Origin of the sequence: Sphingomonas sp. (assembly GCF_035555815.1) — a bacterium.
Taxonomy (GTDB): Bacteria; Pseudomonadota; Alphaproteobacteria; order Sphingomonadales; family Sphingomonadaceae; genus Sphingomonas.
Genome location: NZ_DATMGG010000144.1, coordinates 1 through 17186 on the forward strand (window position 1 = coordinate 1; position 17186 = coordinate 17186).

At 68.3% G+C, this 17186-nt stretch carries 12 protein-coding genes and 1 pseudogene; 8 read left to right on the forward strand and 5 right to left on the reverse strand.

The genetic code is table 11. The features are described 5' to 3' along the window. A partial coding sequence (locus tag VNR91_RS08115; protein ID WP_325490268.1) for a hypothetical protein occupies positions 1-614 on the reverse strand: 614 nt, incomplete at its 3' end. A gap of 116 nt (positions 615-730) precedes the next feature. Here VNR91_RS08115 and VNR91_RS08120 point away from each other — a divergent pair. Then, positions 731-2005: a low temperature requirement protein A gene (locus VNR91_RS08120; protein ID WP_325490269.1), complete on the forward strand. Its 1275-nt coding sequence runs from the start codon at positions 731-733 to the stop codon at positions 2003-2005. Positions 2006-2014: 9 nt separating this feature from the next. Here the strand turns inward: VNR91_RS08120 and VNR91_RS08125 are convergent, their stop codons facing one another. Next, positions 2015-2749 (reverse strand): L,D-transpeptidase family protein, encoded by a 735-nt coding sequence (locus VNR91_RS08125; protein WP_325490270.1) that lies wholly within the window; start codon positions 2747-2749, stop codon positions 2015-2017. Between the two features lie 206 nt (positions 2750-2955). On the opposite strand from VNR91_RS08125, the gene VNR91_RS08130 reads away from it, so the two are divergent. From VNR91_RS08130 to VNR91_RS08150, 5 genes and pseudogenes are all read left to right on the forward strand, one after another. Further along, the gene (locus VNR91_RS08130; protein WP_325490271.1) at positions 2956-3669 is read left to right on the forward strand and encodes a murein L,D-transpeptidase catalytic domain family protein; all 714 of its coding nucleotides are present in this window, start codon (positions 2956-2958) and stop codon (positions 3667-3669) included. Between the two features lie 44 nt (positions 3670-3713). Further along, complete coding sequence (locus tag VNR91_RS08135; RefSeq protein ID WP_325490272.1) at positions 3714-4220, forward strand: CinA family protein; 507 nt, start codon at positions 3714-3716, stop codon at positions 4218-4220. Next, positions 4217-6268, forward strand: a complete 2052-nt coding sequence (locus VNR91_RS08140; RefSeq protein ID WP_325490273.1) for an NAD(+) synthase — start codon at positions 4217-4219, stop codon at positions 6266-6268. The genes VNR91_RS08135 and VNR91_RS08140 overlap by 4 nt, the downstream gene beginning before the upstream one ends. Positions 6269-6329: 61 nt before the next feature. After that, positions 6330-7766, forward strand: coding sequence for an amidohydrolase (locus tag VNR91_RS08145; protein WP_325490274.1), 1437 nt, complete (start codon positions 6330-6332; stop codon positions 7764-7766). Next, a pseudogene (locus tag VNR91_RS08150) lies at positions 7763-9055 on the forward strand (amidohydrolase family protein); the annotation flags it as partial. The gene VNR91_RS08145 and the pseudogene VNR91_RS08150, both read left to right, overlap by 4 nt. A gap of 123 nt (positions 9056-9178) precedes the next feature. Here VNR91_RS08150 and VNR91_RS08155 read toward each other — a convergent pair. Together VNR91_RS08155 and VNR91_RS08160 are read right to left on the reverse strand one after the other, a co-directional pair. Next, positions 9179-10507 carry a sugar MFS transporter gene (locus VNR91_RS08155; RefSeq protein ID WP_325490275.1) on the reverse strand — a complete coding sequence of 443 codons (1329 nt, stop codon included), beginning with the start codon at positions 10505-10507 and terminating at the stop codon, positions 9179-9181. A gap of 136 nt (positions 10508-10643) precedes the next feature. Further along, on the reverse strand, positions 10644-13655 hold the full coding sequence (locus VNR91_RS08160; RefSeq protein ID WP_325490276.1) for a TonB-dependent receptor domain-containing protein: 3012 nt from the start codon (positions 13653-13655) through the stop codon (positions 10644-10646). Positions 13656-13865: 210 nt separating this feature from the next. Here VNR91_RS08160 and VNR91_RS08165 point away from each other — a divergent pair, with 210 nt between their 5' ends. Together VNR91_RS08165 and VNR91_RS08170 are read left to right on the forward strand one after the other, a co-directional pair. Further along, on the forward strand, positions 13866-15449 hold the full coding sequence (locus VNR91_RS08165; RefSeq protein ID WP_325490277.1) for a permease: 1584 nt from the start codon (positions 13866-13868) through the stop codon (positions 15447-15449). Beyond that, a complete protein-coding gene (locus tag VNR91_RS08170; protein ID WP_325490278.1) occupies positions 15446-16468 on the forward strand; it encodes a serine hydrolase in 1023 nt (340 codons plus the stop codon). Before VNR91_RS08165 ends, VNR91_RS08170 begins: the two co-directional genes overlap by 4 nt. An 88-nt stretch (positions 16469-16556) precedes the next feature. Here the strand turns inward: VNR91_RS08170 and VNR91_RS08175 are convergent. After that, on the reverse strand, positions 16557-17186 hold a 630-nt coding region (locus VNR91_RS08175), incomplete at its 5' end, for an alpha/beta fold hydrolase (protein WP_325490279.1).

Sequence of the window (17186 nt, forward strand, 5' to 3'; positions counted from 1 at the left end):
AGCGCGCGGCAATTCTCGACCCCGTAATTCTCGATCGTCTTACACGCGATCTCGCCCCAGCCCGGCTGGCGGTTCGCCGGCATGTAAAAGGCGAGCTGCGCGTCGGTGGGCTTCACATACCATTCCGCGTTGTACATCGGCGCCCCGCCCGGCCCCTCGCCCGGGCCATAGGCCGCGCCGCTGTCCTTGCCGCTGCTCGATCCGCTCGCCCCGGCACCGGCGCCCGGCGGCAGGCTGGCGATGTCGGCCGCGGCAAAGGCGTCCTTGCTCAGCACGATCATCTTGGGCGGGGTCGGCTCCGGCGTCGTCTCGGCGGGCGGCGCGGGCGGCGTCGGGGCGGGGGTGCGCGGCGGCGCCCCTCCGCCGGCGGTCTGCCGCGCGCGCGTCACGGTGCCGCGCGGCTTCGGCTTGGGCGCGATCCGGTCGGCCGGGATCGACTGGACCTCGAAACGTTCGGGCGGCGGCGGGCGCTTGAAGAAGGTCGGCGCGGGCATCAGCAGCACCAGCAGCACGCCGATCACATGGACGGCGATCGCCAGCCCCAGCCCGATCGCGCGCCGCCCCAGCGGATCCCGCCGTCGCCCGGATACGGATTGGTACGACGACGCGGCCATCGATCGAGCCCCTAGGGGCCAGACCGATCGACGGCAATGGCGATACGGGGCCGATGCGCGGTGCCGGCATTGCGTGGCGCACCATTGCCTCGCATTGTCGCGTCGGGAGGAGCCCCATGAACGCCACGCCGCCAATCACACCACCGTCCACGCCATCGGTCATTCCGCTGCATCATCACATCCGGGCGATGGCGGGGCGCGATCCCCATGAGCCGCACCGCGTCGCCACCCCGCTCGAGCTGCTGTTCGACCTCACCTTCGCCACCAGCTTCGCGACGGCGGCGGCACAGATGGCGCACATGCTCGCCGCCGGCCACATCGTCCCCGGCCTGATTGGTTTCGCCATCGCGGCCTTCGCGATCTGTTGGGCGTGGACCAACTTCACCTGGTTCGCGTCGGCGTTCGATACCGATGACTGGTTGTTCCGCGTCGCGACGATGGTGCAGATGGCCGGGGTGCTGGTGCTCGCGGTCGGGCTGCCGCGCATGTTCGCATCGATCGAGCACGGCGCTCACCTCGACCCCGGGGTGATGGTCGCGGGCTATGTCGTCATGCGCGTGGCGATGGTGTCGCAATGGCTGCGCGCGGCGCGGCAGAATCCCGATTTGCGCACCGCCTGCCTCAGCTATGCTGGGCTGATCCTGCTCGTTCAGGTCGGCTGGATCGGGCTGGTGCTGGCGGATCTGCCGCTCGTCACGGCGCTGCTTGCGTTCGGCGCGCTGGCGCTGCTCGAATGCGCGGCGCCGATCATCGGCGAGCATATCGGCGGCGGCACCCCGTGGCACCCGCACCACGTCGCCGAACGGTACAGCCTGTTCGCGATCATCGCGATGGGCGAAGGGGTGGTCGGCACCGTCGCCGCGCTGTCCGCCGCGATCGATGAGACCGGCTGGACCGTCGACGCCGCGCTGGTCTGCATCGCCGGGCTGGGACTGACGTTCGGCATGTGGTGGGTCTATTTCATGCTGCCGTCCGCGCAGGTCATCCACGCCCACCGCGACCGCGCCTTTCCCTGGTCATTTACCCAGGTCGTCATCATCGCCGCGATCGTCGCCACCGGCGCCGGTCTGCACGTCGGCGCCTATTTCATCGAGCACGAAGCCAAAATCTCCGCATTCACGGCGCTGCTCGCCACGGTTGTGCCGGTCGCGGTGTTCCTCTGCGCGGTCTATGGGCTCTATGCCTATCTGGTGCAGCGGTTCGACGGGCTCCACATGCTGCTGCTGGCGGGGACGGCGGCGGTGATCGCGGCGGCGCTGGCGGCGGCGGCACGCGGCGTGCCGATCGCGCACTGCCTGATCATCCTGATGCTCGCCCCGGTCGTGACGATCGTCGGTTATGAATGGTTCGGCCACCGCCATCTGGCCGAGGCGCTGGCGGAGGAGACCTGACGCCCGCGATCAGCGCAGCCGGTCGCCGGGAAAGATCAGCCGGGTGTAGGGCACCAACCACTCGTCGCCGCGCACGCGCAGGCTGACGGCGGGTTCGGCCGACGCCAGCTCGATCGGCTCGGGCGCGGCATCATCCGGCGCGAAAGCGACGGTCGCGGTATCGGGCGCCGCCATCCGCCCCGCATCGGCGATGATGACGGGGAAGTCCTCGGTCCGTTCGGGCAGCGACCATTCGCCGTTGACCACCGCCACCGGCGCCCCCAGCGCGGTCACCCCGAACAGCAGCTCGGCAAAGGCGCGCGGCAGGCGGATGCAGCCGTGGCTGGCCGGATAGCCGGGGTTATGACCGGCATGAAGCGCGATCCCGGTCCAGGTCAGCCGCTGCATGAACGGCATCGGCGCGTTGGAATAGAGGTTCGATCGGTGGAACACCCGCTTTTGCAGGATGGTGAACTGGCCGGTCGGGGTGCGGTGCCCGACGGTGCCGGTCGACGCGCTCGATACGCCGACCAGCGCGCTGCCGCGAAACACATAGACGACCTGAAGTGGCAGGCTGACCACCACCGATACCGGCCCGGCGGCCGCGCCGGGGTCGCGCCACAGATACTGGCCGGGCTTCAGCGCCAGCGCCGCCTGTTGCAGCGCGGCCGCCTCATCCTTCGCCATCGCCGGCTGGGCGACGGCAAGGGCCAGCGTGCACGCCGCGACGGCGCCGAATAGCCGGACCTTGCTCGGTCGAAACACACGCGACTCCCTGCTGCCCATTGCGGGAAACGCCTTGATATCGGACGATAGGCGCCGGCGCGAGTGGGCGGCGTCTCGATTTGGGGCAGGCCTCAAGCGCCGCTGCGGCGAAACGAGCCGCGAAAACGACGGACGATGGAACCATATACTGAAACTTCAGGCCCCGATCGCTATGTTCAGGCGAAGGGGCAAAGTCGGGGAATGGAATGAGCGACGCCTTTGAACGCACGCCCTCACGGCGCGCGTTCGTGAAGACAGCATTGGTGATGGGTGCGGCGGTGGTCGTGCCCGGTTGCGCGCAGCAAGCGATCCGCACCGCGGTGGCGCCGCCGTCGCCCGTGCCCGATCCTGCCGCGCCGCCCTATGTCGCGCCCCCGCCCGCCGAGGTGGCGGTGCGCGGCGGACCGCCGTCGATCCGCAAGGAATTGTTCGAACGGGCGATGGCCGCGCTCGACACCCACAGCGGCCGCATCGCGCGGCGCGACCGGATCGCGATCGTCGATTTCGCGGCGCCGTCGCACCTGTCGCGATTCCATGTCGTCAATGTCGAGACCGGCGGCACCGCCTCCTACCTGGTCGCGCACGGCATCGGATCGGACCCCGCGCACACCGGCTGGCTCCAGCGTTTCTCGAACGAGGTCAATTCCGAGGCGTCGTGCGACGGCGCCTTCATCGCGTCCGACTATTATGTCGGCGTCCACGGCCGCTCACAGCGGCTGATCGGGCTGGACCCGACCAATTCCAACGCGCTCGACCGCGCGATCGTGGTCCATGGCGCATGGTACGCCAACCGCGACATGATCGCGACGCGCGGCAAGCTCGGCCGCAGCCAGGGCTGCTTCGCGGTCGGCGAGGCCGAACTGGCGATGGTGTTCGACAAGCTCGGCGACGGCAGGATGATCTACGCCGCCAAGGTGTGAGCGCCATCATTGCCGGGCGCACGCCACGCCCCTAGGGTCCGGGCATGGCTGCCGAAACCCTTTCCCCCGTCCTGCCCGAGGACGTCGACGCGATGGCGCGGCGCGTACTCGAACGCGCGTGCAAGGCAAAATTGATGCTCGCCACCGCCGAAAGCTGTACCGGCGGCATGTTGGCGTCACTGCTGACCGACGTCGAGGGCGTCAGCAGCGCGTTCGAGCGTGGCTTCGTCGTCTATTCCAACGAAGCGAAGTGCGAGCTGCTCGGCATCGCGCGCGCGACCGTCGACCAATGCGGCGCCGTCAGCCGCCAGGTCGCGGTGGCGATGGCGGAGGGTGCGCTGAAGGGCAGTCACGCCGATATCGCCCTGTCGATCACCGGCTTCGCCGGCCCCGGCGGGCCGGACGACGAACCCGGCCTCATCCACTTCGGCTGCGCGCGGGCCGGCCATGAGACGACACACCGTGAGGAGCATTTCGGCGACGTCGGTCGCGGCGCCACCCGGATCGCCTGCATGCGTACCGCGCTGGACATGATCGAGGCCGCGCTATGAGCCACCCCTTCTACGCAATCGACGCGCAGGGCATGGTCCGCGTCGGCGCCTGCACCCCGATCGGAACGGTCGGCGATCCCGCCGCCAATGCCCGCGCGACCATCGCGCTGATCGAACAGGGCCACGCCGCCGGCGCCGATCTGCTGGTGTTCCCCGAACTCAACCTCAGTTCCTACGCGATCGACGACCTCCATCTTCAGGACGCACTGATCGACGCGGTGGAGCAGGCATTGGCCGATGTGGTCGCGGCCAGCGTCGCGGCGCGGCCGCTGCTGCTGGTCGGCGCCGGGTTGCGCCGCAACGGCCGGCTCTACAATTGCGCGGTGGCGGTGCATCGCGGCCGCATCCTGGGCGTGGTGCCCAAGAGTTTCCTGCCCAATTACCGCGAATATTACGAAAAACGCTGGTTCTCCCCCGGACTCGGGCTGATCGGGCTGACCATCGACGTCGCGGGGCAGCGGGACGTGCCGTTCGGCACCGACCTGGTGTTCGCCGCGCAGGACGTGCCCGACTTCGTCGTCCATGCCGAGGTGTGCGAGGATTTCTGGTCCCCCACCCCGCCCTCGATCGACGGCGCGCTGGCCGGCGCGACGATCCTCGCCAACCTGTCGGCGTCGAACATCATCGTCGGCAAGGCGCGCGAGCGGGCGCTGCTGTGCGCGTCGCAATCGGCGCGGCTGGCGGCGGCCTATGTCTATTCGGCGAGCGGGCCGGGCGAGAGCACCACCGATCTGGCGTGGGACGGCCAGGGCATGATCTTCGAACTGGGCGAGATGCTGGCGGAGAGCGAGCGTTTCGATCTGGCCGAGGAGATCGTGCTCGCCGATATCGACGTCCAGCGGCTGCGGCTGGAACGGATGCGCACCGGCACGTTCAACGACGCCGCCGCCGGGCGCGGCCACCCGGAGACGCGCTTCCGCCGGATCGGCTTTGACCATGCTCCCGACTTTGTCGATCGCGGATTGGTCCGCGAAATCAGGCGCTTCCCCTTCGTTCCCAATACCGCGTCAAAACTTGACGAGGATTGCTATGAAGCCTTCAACATCCAGGTCGAGGGGCTGCGCAAGCGGCTGGAGACGACCGGATCGAAGCATATCGTCATCGGCGTGTCGGGCGGGCTTGATTCGACCCACGCGCTGATCGTCGCCGCCAAGGCGTTCGACCGGATGGGCCGGCCGCGCGCGGACATCCTCGGCTTCACCCTGCCCGGCTTCGCCACCGGCGACGCGACCAAGGGCAACGCCTGGGCGCTGATGAACGCGCTGGGGGTGACCGGCGAGGAGATCGACATCCGCCCGGCGGCGACGCGGATGCTCACCGACATCGGACACCCCTTCGCTCAGGGCGAGCCGGTCTATGACGTCACCTTCGAGAATGTGCAGGCCGGGCTGCGCACCGATTACCTGTTCCGACTTGCCAATCAGCGCCATGGGCTGGTGCTGGGCACCGGCGACCTGTCGGAGCTGGCGCTGGGCTGGTGCACCTATGGCGTCGGCGACCATATGAGCCATTACAACGTCAACGGCGCGGTGCCGAAGACGCTGATCCAGTACCTCATCCGCTGGGCGGTGCTCACCGACCAGTTCGACGACGCCACCGACCGGGTGCTGGAGGCGATCCTCGGCACCGAGATCTCGCCCGAGCTAGTGCCGGCCGGCGCCGACGGCGCGATCCAGAGTACCGAGGGACTGATCGGCCCCTATGAGTTGCACGATTTCTTCCTCCACTATGTCGTGCGCCACGGCCTGCCGCCGTCGAAGGTCGCCTTTCTGGCATGGCACGCCTGGAAGGATGCCGACGCCGGCCGGTGGCCACAGGGCATTCCGGCCAGCGCGCGCCACGAATATGATCTGCCGACCATCGCCAAATGGCTGGAAACCTTCCTGCGCCGCTTCTTCGCGACCAGCCAGTTCAAGCGATCGGCGATGCCCAACGGGCCAAAGGTCTCGGCGGGCGGCGCGCTGTCGCCGCGCGGCGACTGGCGCGCGCCGTCGGACGGCACCGCAACGGTGTGGCTCGACGAGCTGAAGCGCAACCTGCCCGGCTGACACCCCCTTGCACCACGCGTGCGCCATCCCCTAGGCTGGCCGAAAAGGGGGATCATATCCTATGCTGACGTCGTTCGCGCGCCCGATCCGGGCGGGCTTGTGGGGAGCGGCCGCGCTGTCGCTCGCGGCCTGCGGCAATCAACCGCCGCCCGCCAGCACCGCAGCTGCCAAGGCGCCGGGACCCGGCCTCAACAAGGGCTATTCGCACGACCCCTACCCCTCGACGTATAAGCCCTATCCGGGTGTCGCGACGCTGGTCACCAACGTCACGGTCTACGACGGCGAAGGCGGGCGGATCGAAAACGGATCGGTGCTGTTCCGCGATGGGAAGATCGTCGCGGTCGGCCAGGGCGCGCTGACCGGCAGCGAAGGTGCTGCGGTGATCGACGGCGCCGGCAAATGGGTCACGCCGGGCATCATCGACATCCACAGCCACCTGGGCGACTATCCCAGCCCCGGCATCAGCGCGCTGTCCGACGGCAACGAAGCGACCGGCCCGGTCACCGCCGACGTCTGGGCGGAACACAGCGTGTGGCCGCAGGATCCCGGTTTCGGCCGCGCGTTGGCCAATGGCGGCGTCACGACGCTCCAGATCCTGCCGGGCTCGGCCAATCTGATGGGCGGGCGATCGGTGGTGGTGAAGAACGTCTACGCGCGCACGATGCAGGGAATGAAGTTTCCCGGTGCGCCCTATGGCCTGAAGATGGCGTGCGGTGAGAATCCCAAGCGCGTCTACGGCAGCAAGGGGCGCCAGCCGTCCACCCGCATGGGCAATATCGCGGTCGATCGCGCTACCTGGGCGCGCGCCGCCGAGTATAAGCGCAAGTGGGACAAGTACGAAAAGGACGGCGGCGAGCCGCCCGCGCGCGACATCGCGATGGATACGCTGCGCGGCGTGCTGGCGGGCGAGATCCTCGTCCAGAACCACTGCTATCGCGCCGACGAGATGGCCATCGTCATGGATATGGCCAAGGAGTTCGGCTACCACGTCGCGGCGTTCCACCACGCGGTAGAGGCGTACAAGATCCCCGATCTGCTCAAGGCTAACCAGACCTGCGCCGCGGTGTGGGCCGACTGGTACGGCTTCAAGATGGAAAGCTTCGACGGGATCGGCGAGAATCTCGCCATCCTGCAAAATGCCGGCGCCTGCGCGATGATCCATTCGGACGACGCCAACGGCATCCAGCGGCTCAACCAGGAAGTCGCCAAGGCGCTGTCGTCGGGCCGTCATGCCGGCATCACCCTGTCCGACGAGGCGGCGTGGCGCTGGCTGGCGATCAACCCGGCCAAGGCGCTGGGCATCGCCGACAAGACCGGCAGCCTGAAGCCCGGCAAGATGGCCGACGTGGTGCTGTGGAACGGCAACCCGCTCAGCGTCTACTCGCGGCCGGAAAAAGTGTGGGTGGACGGCGCGCTGCTCTACGACGCCAATGATCCGAAACGCCGCCCGGTGAGCGATTTCGAGCTGGGCCAGCCCGGCATGGGAGACGTGAAATGAAGCGCTTCACGCTCCTCCTGGCCGGCGCCGCCGCGCTGGCTACCCCGGCTGCGGCACAAACCGTCGCCATCACCGGCGGCACCGTCGCGATCGGCGACGGCTCCGCGCCGGTCGAGAACGGCAGCGTCGTCATCCGCGACGGGCGAGTCGTCGCCGCCGGCGCGGGCGTCGCCATCCCGGCGGGCGCGACCGTGATCGACGCGCGGGGCAAGTGGATCGCCGCCGGCATCGTCGCCGGGATCGGCAGCCTCGGGCTGGTGGACGCGGGCGGGATCGGCGAGAGCAACGATTCCGCGTCGCGCGGATCGCCGTTCAAGGCGGCGATCGACGTGTCGGTGGCGATCAATCCCAACGCGGTGATGATCGGGAACGAACGCGCCGGCGGCGTCACCCGCGCCATCGTCGCGCCCAATGCCGGCGGCTCGATCTTCGCCGGGCAAGGCGCGGTGATCGATCTGGGCGCCGATCCCGATCCGGTAACTCGCGCCCGCGCGTTCCAGTATGTCGAACTGGGCGAAGACGGCGCGCGAGGTGCCGGGGGTAGCCGCCCCGCTGCCTATGTCGGACTGCACGACGCGCTGGCGCAGGCCGAGGACTATCGCCGCAACCCCGCCGGGTTCGACGGACGCGGTCGCGATGCGTTGCTGACCCGCGCCGATGCGAGGGCGCTGCTGCCCGTCCTTGACGGCACGATGCCGCTGCTCGTCCATGTTGAACGCGCCAGCGACATTCGCACCGTGCTCGCGCTGCCGCGCCAATATCCCCGTCTGAAGCTGGTGCTGGTCGGCGCGACCGAGGGCTGGATGGTCGCGCGGGAAATCGCGGCGGCCCGTGTACCGGTGATCGCCGCGGCACTCGCCGATCTGCCGGCGTCGTTCGAATCGCTGGCCGCGACCGAAAGCAACGTCGGCCGGTTGACGCGGGCCGGCGTCACCACCGGCATCCGCTATGACGGCGAGGCGGGCGAGCATGTCCTGACCCAGTTCGCCGGCAATCTGGTCGCGATCGCAAAGGTACCGGGGTCGACCGGGCTGAGCTGGGGACAGGCGTTCGCCGCGATCACCTCCAAACCCGCCGAGGCGCTGGGGATGGACGGTGAGATCGGGTCGCTGCGCCCCGGCCGCCGCGCGGACGTGGTGCTGTGGGACGGCGATCCGCTCGAGCTGTCGTCGGCGCCGGTCGCGGTATGGATCGACGGTCAGCCGCAACCGCTCGATTCGCGCCAGCGCCAGCTTCGCAATCGCTACCTCACCCCCACCGACGGCCCGCTGCCCAAGGCTTACGAGCGGCAGGATACAGATCGACCGGCGCGGCGCGCTGGCGATGGCGGTCGCGTCGCCAGCGCCAGCGCGCCGACTTACGGCTTCACGTCGGCGCGATACGCCCCGGCCCGGTGCGGCGATCCGGGGCGATCACGCCGCGGCCGGGATCGCCGGCCGGCGCGCGTAGAGGCCATAGGTCGCGATCGCCGCATAGCACAGCCCCGGCAGCACCAGCGCATAGGCCAGGCTGTGCGAGAGGTCGGCCGCGACGCCGTACAGCGGCGGGATCACCGCGCCACCAAAGATCGCCGTCGCGATCACCCCCGATCCTTCCGCCGCGCGGCGGCCCAGCCCTTCGCTCGCCAGGCTGAAGATCGTCGGAAACATGATCGCGTTCATCAGCCCGACCGCCAGCAGCGCCCAGCCGGCGACGGCGCCGGTGCTGTTGGCTGAAATCAGCACCAGCGCGATCGCGCCGGAGGCCGCCCCGGCCAGCGCCTTGCCCGGCGACACCAGCCGCAGCACGCCCGATCCGATGAAACGGCCGATCAGCGCGCCGCCCCAATACAGCGCGATATAATTGCCCGCGACCTGATGGGTCACGCCCCACACGCCGGGCTGCGCCAGATAGGCCACCAGGTTCGATCCGATCGCGACCTCCGCCCCCACATAGAGAAAGATGCATGCCGCGCCGAAGGCAAAGCGCGGGCGCTGGAGCAGGGTCAGCCCGTGAAAGATCGTGCCCGTCTGTTCCAGATCCTCCGTCAACCGGTTGCGCCGGGTCCACACCACCCCGGCGATCACCGCCAGCGCGACCGCCAGGCCGATGTAGGTGTGGACGATCGTCCGCGACGCCTCGATGCGATAGGCGTCGAGCGCCGCACCAGACAGGGACGCCGCGCTCACGCCGGCGAGGCCGCCCAGGATCAGCGTCGATCCCACACGCGGAAACACCGTGGTGCCGAGCGAATTGAACGCCTGGGCAAAGGTGAGCCGGCTGTGCGCGGTGCGCGGCGGGCCAAGCAGCGAGATCAGCGGATTGGCCACCACCTGGATGATGGTGATCCCCGCCCCCAGCACGAACAGCGCGAACAGGAACATGCCGAACGTCGCCGAACGCGATGCGGGGATGAACAACAGGCACCCCGCCGTCATCGTCAGCAGCCCGATCGACGCGGTGCGCATATAGCCGACGCGGCGGACGATGCCGGCGGCGGGCAGCGAAAACAGCAGATAGGCGATGAAGAATGCCGAATTGACGAGGTTCGCCTGGGCATGACTGAGCGTGAACAGCTCCTGCAGCTTGGGCATGACGATGTCGTTTAGGCTGGTGATGCCCCCGAAAATGAAGAACAGCGCGAAAACGAACATCCGCAGGTCGGGGGCGTCGACGTGCGCGCCGGCGGCGGCCGCCTCCTCGAACAGGCCATCGTTTCCGTCGTTGCTGCTGGTCCTGCTCGGCACCGGGGTGATCGCCATTCGAATCCTCTCGTCGTTCGCGCTTCCGCGTCACGCTATGGGCCGGCCCGGTCGCCGGCAAGCGGCCACCGCGCATAAAAAAGGGGCGACCCGCACCGGCGGATCGCCCCTGATGGATCGGTCGATCAGCGGGTGATCAGAACTTCACCTCGGCGGTGATGGTGAACGAGCGGCCGCGCGGATCGGCGACACGCGGTTCCCACGAGCTGCCGGCGCCGGTGTTGCCGTCATAGGTGACGGCATAGGGCGGATCGGTGTTGAAGATGTTCTTCACGCCCGCGACCAGGCGATACCCGGCGATGCCGGTGTAGGCGATGGTCGCATTGTAGGTGATGTAGTCCTTGACGAACTCGTTGTAGTCGGGCCGCGTGATCGTGCCGGCGGCGATGCCGGGCAGGGCGAAGTTCTTGTAGCCCTTGCGATAGATCTGCGAGATCGACAGGTTGAAGTCGTCGTTGGCGAAGCTGACGAAGGCGTTGTGCTTCCACCGCACGCCCAGATCGCCGGCAAAGGTGAACACGCCGACCAGGCTGGGGCCATACGCCGAGGTCTCGGTCAGCTTCTCCCGCTTCTTGAGCAGCAGCGTGCCGTCCAGACCGGCGGAGAACATGCCCCCCATTCCTTCGACACCTCCGCGAGCGGAGAATTCCAGGCCCTGCGTCCGCCGCGAACCGGCGTTGATCCAGCGATCGTCGATCGTCGCGATGCCGCCGGCCCCGTCCGAGATGAAGCGGTCCGGGAACAGTGCGGCGTTGTCGATCAGCTGGCGCAGCGTGAGCAGCTGGATGGTGTTGTCGACCGCAATCGACCACCAGTCGACCGAGAGGCTGAAGTTGCGTGCCGGCTGCAGCACCACGCCCAGGTTGAACTGCTTCGCCGTTTCCGGCCCGAGGTCCGCCGTACCGCCGGTCCAGATGTTCGGACGTATGAAGGCGCAGGCCGGGTTGGTCGCGTTCGGCACCCCGCCCGGGCAGGTCAGCGGGTTGGCGATATCGCTGCCCGCATAAGGCGATTCGGTGATGCCGTTGAAGATCTGGTTGAATGTCGGCACGCGGAAGCTGGTGTTGTACGATCCGCGGAACATCAGCTGGCGGATCGGCCGGTACTTGAACGACACCTTCGGATTGGTGGTGGTGCCAAAGCCGGTATAGTCATCGACGCGCACCGCGCCGGTGATGTCGAATCCGGGGAACAGCGGCACCAGCATTTCGGCATAGGCCGCCTTCACCGTGCGCTCCTTCTTCCGCAGCGCGTTGACGTTGTCGAACGCCGCCAGGAAGATCACCGGATCGGTGGCATCCGCCGCGTCCGATCCGTTGAACGAATAGGTCTCGCGGCGATAGTCGACGCCCACGGCGAGCTGGACGTCCCCGCCCCAGATCGGGAACAGCGAACCCGCGACCGATCCGTCGAACTGCTTCACCTCATACTGGCCGCCGTACAGCGTGGTCCCGGCGGCGGACACCGCATCGAGCGCCGCCATGCCGGCGTCGGTCTGGGTCAGGCTGAACGGATTGATCAGGCCGGCATTCAACACGCCGACCAGGCCCGGCATGCTCGCGCCCGGCGCGACCGGCGCCGCCGGGTCGGCCGCGCCATTCGCCAGCGTGCCGCGGTAATAGTAGCCCGACCCCAGCAAGGACGAGGACTCGCTCTTCGCATAGGACGCACCAGCGCGGTAATCCCACTTTTCCCACAGCGGCCCCTCGATGCCGAGCGCGGCGCGGAAGGTCTTGGTATTGGTCTTGTACTCGCGCGGGCCGCAGGCGATGCAACGCCAGCGATACGAAATCGGCAAGCCATAGTTCGCGTCAAGCGCGGCAAGCTGTGTCGGGTCGGAGAAGGCGCCGCGGATGGCGTTGAACACCTGATCATAGGTGGTCTTGGTCGTGGCGTTGAGCGGATAGGCGATCGCCAGATTGGTCGCGTTCGCGGAGAGCTGAGCATGCGAGAAGCTCTTGGCCGAATCCGCGTTCGATCCGGTAATTTCCAGGGACAGCTCGTGACTGCCGCCGATGCGGGCGACACCGCGCGCATAATAGGTCAGCGTCTGGATCGGCTGCTGGATCACGGCCGCGCGCCCCGTGTCCCACGAACAGGCGTAATAGGCGGTCGGCGCGTTCCACAGCGCATAGTCGTACGCCATGCCGCCATCCATCGACTCGCAGCCAGCACCGCCGGGCACGTTGAGCGGATTGATGCCGCCCGCCGCCGCGTTGGCCCCGTTCGGTGCGGTCAGGGTCAGCCCGGTCAGCAGCGTGCCGAGCGCGGTGATGCTGCCCGGCTGCGTATTGGCGCCGATGTTGAACGCCGTCGCGATCGGGGTGCCGCGCGTATCGACCGACAGGCCGCGATTGGGCTGGTTGCCGTTGACGAAATCGCGGTCCTCGCCGCGCAGCATCTTGTTCCAGCTGTAGCTGACGGCGCCCATCACGTTGAAGCCGTCCTTGTCGAGGTCGCCCCAGCCGGCGGTGCCCGACAGGCGATAGATGTTGCCGCCGCCCTCTTCCGTGACGTCGGTGAAGCCCTGGAGCTGGAGGCCCTTGAAATTCTTCTTGGTGATGAAGTTGATCACGCCGCCGACCGCGTCGGTGCCATAGATCGCGGAGGCGCCGTCCTTCAGCACCTCGACGCGGTCGATCGCGGCGAACGGGATCTGGTTGACGTCGACCGCCGAGCCCGACAGGCCGTGCGCGGCGACGCGGCGACCGTTGAGCAGCACCAGCGTCGCGGCGCTGCCCTGCCCCCGCAGGTTGGCGGCGGACAGGCCGTTCGTGCCGCGCTGCGCGCCGCTGGTGACGTCGGAGTTGGAGGCGAGGTTGTCCGCGCCCGAGCCGTTGGTGCTCAGGAACATGACGAGCTGTTCGGGGCTGCTGATGCCGTTGCGCGACAGTTCCTGGGTGGTGATGACCTGAAGCGGCAACGCCGAATTGTTCGGATCCTGCTTGATGCGCGAACCGGTAACCAGGATTTCCTGTTCGCGACCGGGGGCGTTACCCTGCGCGTCGGTATCCGACAGCACGGCGCCCGTCGGGGTCGCGGCGTCCTGAGTCGATTGCGCATGGACCGCGCCCGGCAGGCCGCACGCGATCGCCGCGAGCGCGGTTCCGGAAACCAGTATGCGCCGCAACGAGACCGAATCGTTCATGTCTTCCCCCCTTGAATGTCGCCAGCTTTCGACGAAGGCGGCAGTAAGCAACAAAAATGTTCGCTTGCGCTAGTACCAATTTCAGACCAGTTGATCCTTTTCCAGCGGAGCGTGGCTCAAGGGCGACACTTGGGCGCGCGGCGGCGACGGAATTGGACGGGGGGATTGCTGTGACCGACACTCACCGGGATCATCAGGCATGAGGGCGGCATGACGTCCTCGCCCGCCACGGCGCCTTCGATCGAACCGCCGGTATCATCCCCCGCCGCGCCGGTCGCGGTGAAGCCGGGGTTCGGCCGGCTGGCGCTCTATGGCCTGCTGGGATTTTCCGCCGGCCTGCCCTTCTACATGTTCAACGCGGTGCTGCTGCTGCGGCTGGCCAAACACGACGTCGATATCGTCACGATCGGCTTCTTCGCCTGGGTGGCGCTGCTGCCGACGTTCAAGTTCGCCTGGGCGCCGCTGCTCGACAAATATGACGTCCCCGGCTTCGCCCGGTTCTGGGGCCGGCGGCGCGGCTGGATCATGCTGGCGCAAATCTGCATCTTCGCCTCCACCGTGGCGATGGCGCTGACCTCGTCGGACAAGAACCTGCCGATCACAGCGCTGTTCGCCGTGCTGCTCGCGTTCTGGACCACCACGCTCGAGATCACCGCCGACGCATGGCGGATCGAGTTGGCGCCGACCAAGGAGGAACAGGGGCCGTTGGTGGCCGCCAATCTGTGGGGCTATCGCAGCGCAATGGTCGCGGCGGGCAGCGGCGCAATCCTCGTCGCGGCGATGGCCGACTGGACCACCGCCTATCTGGTGATCGCCGCCGCGGCGTTCCTCCCCTTCCCGATCCTGGCGGCGATGCGTCCGGATCCCGGCCGTGGCGGTGGGCGCGGCACCGCGCTCGTCACCGGGCTGGCCGCCAGCGCGACCGCGATGGGGCTGACGACATTGGTCACCGCCGCGATCGGCTGGCTGCTGCTGTCAGCGATCGGATCGGTCGGGATGAGCAACCCGGCGGTGATGAGCTATTGGGTGTTCGCCGTCGCGCTGTTGCCGTTCATCGCGCTGGGTTGTGCGGTGCCGTGGCTGCGCAAGCTGCCGCCGACATCGCGGCTGCGCCGCTCGACCGCGATCGGCCCCTACGTCGATGTCGCGTGGCGCTATGGCTTCGCGATCATTCCGATCCTGTTGTTCGTGTCGGTCTATCGGATGGGGGACGTGATGGCGCTGACGCTGTCGCACCCGCTGTTCAACGCACTGGGCTATGGCCTGGTGCAGATCAGCGTCGCCGACGGGTTCGTCGCGCTGTTCTCCAGCATGTTGGGCGTGGCGATGGGCGGATTGCTCGCCGCGCGCGCGCCGATGGGCTGGGCGCTGGTGATCGGCGCGATCATGTCGGCGCTGAGCAACTGGGTGTTCGCGTGGCTGGCACATCAGTCGCCGGGCGGACCGTTGCTGTTCACGCTGGGATCGCTGCCGGTGACCGCCGGCGATTTCGACCTCTACCTCGCGATGGCGGTCGACCAGTTCGGCCACGGATTCGAGGGCGCGGTGTTCGTCGTCTACCTGTCGATGCTGGTCAATCCGCGCTTTCCGGGCGCGCAATATGCGCTGCTGTCGGGCCTCGCCTTCCTGCTGCCGCGCCTGCTCGCGGGGCTGTCGGGGGTGTTCCAGAAAGCGATCGGCTATGACGGGTTCTTCATCATGGCCGGCACGATGAGCCTGGCGGCGGTGGTGTTCGTCCCGTTCATCGTGCGTGCCCGCGCCCGCGCCGACGACAGCGATCAGGTGACGGCGTGATCGACACCATCCTCGACGACGCCTTCGCCCCGGCCGCCGCCGCGGTTTTCGACGGCCGCATCCCCGGTGCGACGCTGGGGCTGGTCACCGCCGACGGGCGGCGCGGCGTGCGGGTCACCGGCATGGCCGCGCTGGAGCCCGTGCGCGAGGCGTTGACAGAAAACCACTGGTTCGACCTCGCCTCGGTGTCCAAGGTGATCGCCACCACCACGATGATCCTGCGGCTGGCGGACGAAGGCCGGCTCGATCTGGACCGACCGCTGACCGACGCCATCCCCGATCTGCGCCAATATGACGTGCCCGGCGCGGCGGAGCGCAAGCTGACCTTTCGCGATTGCCTGGCGCATCGCACCTTCCTGCCCTCGGTCGAGCCGATCTACACCTATGGCGACGATCCGGCGCGGCTGCGCGCGTTCGTGCTCCAACGCGAATGGCGCCACGGGCCGCCGGTCTATTCGGACATCAACTTCATCCTGCTCGGCATCGCGATCGAGCGGATCACCGGCCAGCCGCTCGGCGCCTGGCCGCTTGGTGCCGGCCTCTCCTATGGCCCGCCGCCCGGCCCGGCGGTGGCGACCGAGCGTTGCTCATGGCGCGGGCGCGTGTTGCAGGGCGAGGTCCATGACGAGAATTGCGCGGCAATGGGCGGACAGACCGGCCACGCCGGGCTGTTCGGCACCGTCGCCGGCGTGCTCGACTTCGCGGAGGGGGTGCTGAACGGCAGCGGCGCCAGCCCGGCGATGCTTTCGGCAATCCGCACCCCCGTCTACGAACATCGCACCTGCGGCTGGGAACGCAGGTTCGGGGGCTGGTCGGGCGGTCAGGCCTGCTCGGACGAGACGATCGGCCACACCGGATTCACCGGCACCGGGCTGTGGATCGATTTCGATCGCGGGCTGGCATGGACGCTGCTGACGAACCGCGTCCACCCGACCCGGCATTTCGACTGCGGCATCTTCACGCTGCGCCCGGCGACCGGCGACGCCCTGATCGCCGCGTTCGACGCGGCTCGTACTTGATTGCCGCGTTCGACGCGGCGGGGGCTTGATCGCCGCGTTCGACACGGCCCGGCGCTGATCGCCGCGTTCGCGCTCCGAGTGCCGAGCGTCAACGCGCCAGGAAATAGGCGAATGCCTCTCCCAGTTCGCGCCGGGTGACCGCGCTCATGTGATGGCCCGGCACCTCGGCATAGCGCCCGTCGACCAGCGCGTCGGCCAGCTGCTGCCCCGATCCGTTGTCATCATCATCGGCGCCGTTGACCACCAGCGTCGGCGGGGTGATCGCCGCCAGATCAGCAGGACTGGTATCGACAAAGGTATCGAGGATGTGGAGCAGCGCCACCGGATCGCCGCGCGTGGTCTTCAGGAACGCCTCGGTCAGCCATTCGGGCGATCCGCGCTCGAAACTGCCCAGGTTGGTCAGCACCCGCCGGAAATAGGTGCCGCGCCCCTGTGTGTCGGTGATCCCCTGATAGCCCATCCCTGACAGCACCACCCGCGCCGGCGTGGCGCCATGGGCGAGCATCCGCACCGTGGTGCGCCCGCCTAGCGAATAGCCGCCCAGGTCATAGTCGGTCAGCCCCAGATGCGCGATCAGCGCCAGCCCGTCGCGCATCAGCACGTCGGGCGGATAGGCAGCGGGATCGTGTGGCTTGCCGCTGTCGCCGTGCGCGCGCAGATCGGGCATGATCACGCGAAAGCCCCGCTCCGCGATCGTCGCGGCGTGGCCATAGCGGAT

Coding starts and splice junctions, on each gene's coding strand:
- VNR91_RS08120 (WP_325490269.1), top strand. CDS start 731: ATGAACGCCACGCCGCCAATCACACCACCGTCCACGCCATCGGTCATT.
- VNR91_RS08130 (WP_325490271.1), top strand. CDS start 2,956: ATGAGCGACGCCTTTGAACGCACGCCCTCACGGCGCGCGTTCGTGAAG.
- VNR91_RS08135 (WP_325490272.1), top strand. CDS start 3,714: ATGGCTGCCGAAACCCTTTCCCCCGTCCTGCCCGAGGACGTCGACGCG.
- VNR91_RS08140 (WP_325490273.1), top strand. CDS start 4,217: ATGAGCCACCCCTTCTACGCAATCGACGCGCAGGGCATGGTCCGCGTC.
- VNR91_RS08145 (WP_325490274.1), top strand. CDS start 6,330: ATGCTGACGTCGTTCGCGCGCCCGATCCGGGCGGGCTTGTGGGGAGCG.
- VNR91_RS08155 (WP_325490275.1), bottom strand. CDS start 10,507: ATGGCGATCACCCCGGTGCCGAGCAGGACCAGCAGCAACGACGGAAAC.
- VNR91_RS08160 (WP_325490276.1), bottom strand. CDS start 13,655: ATGAACGATTCGGTCTCGTTGCGGCGCATACTGGTTTCCGGAACCGCG.
- VNR91_RS08165 (WP_325490277.1), top strand. CDS start 13,866: ATGACGTCCTCGCCCGCCACGGCGCCTTCGATCGAACCGCCGGTATCA.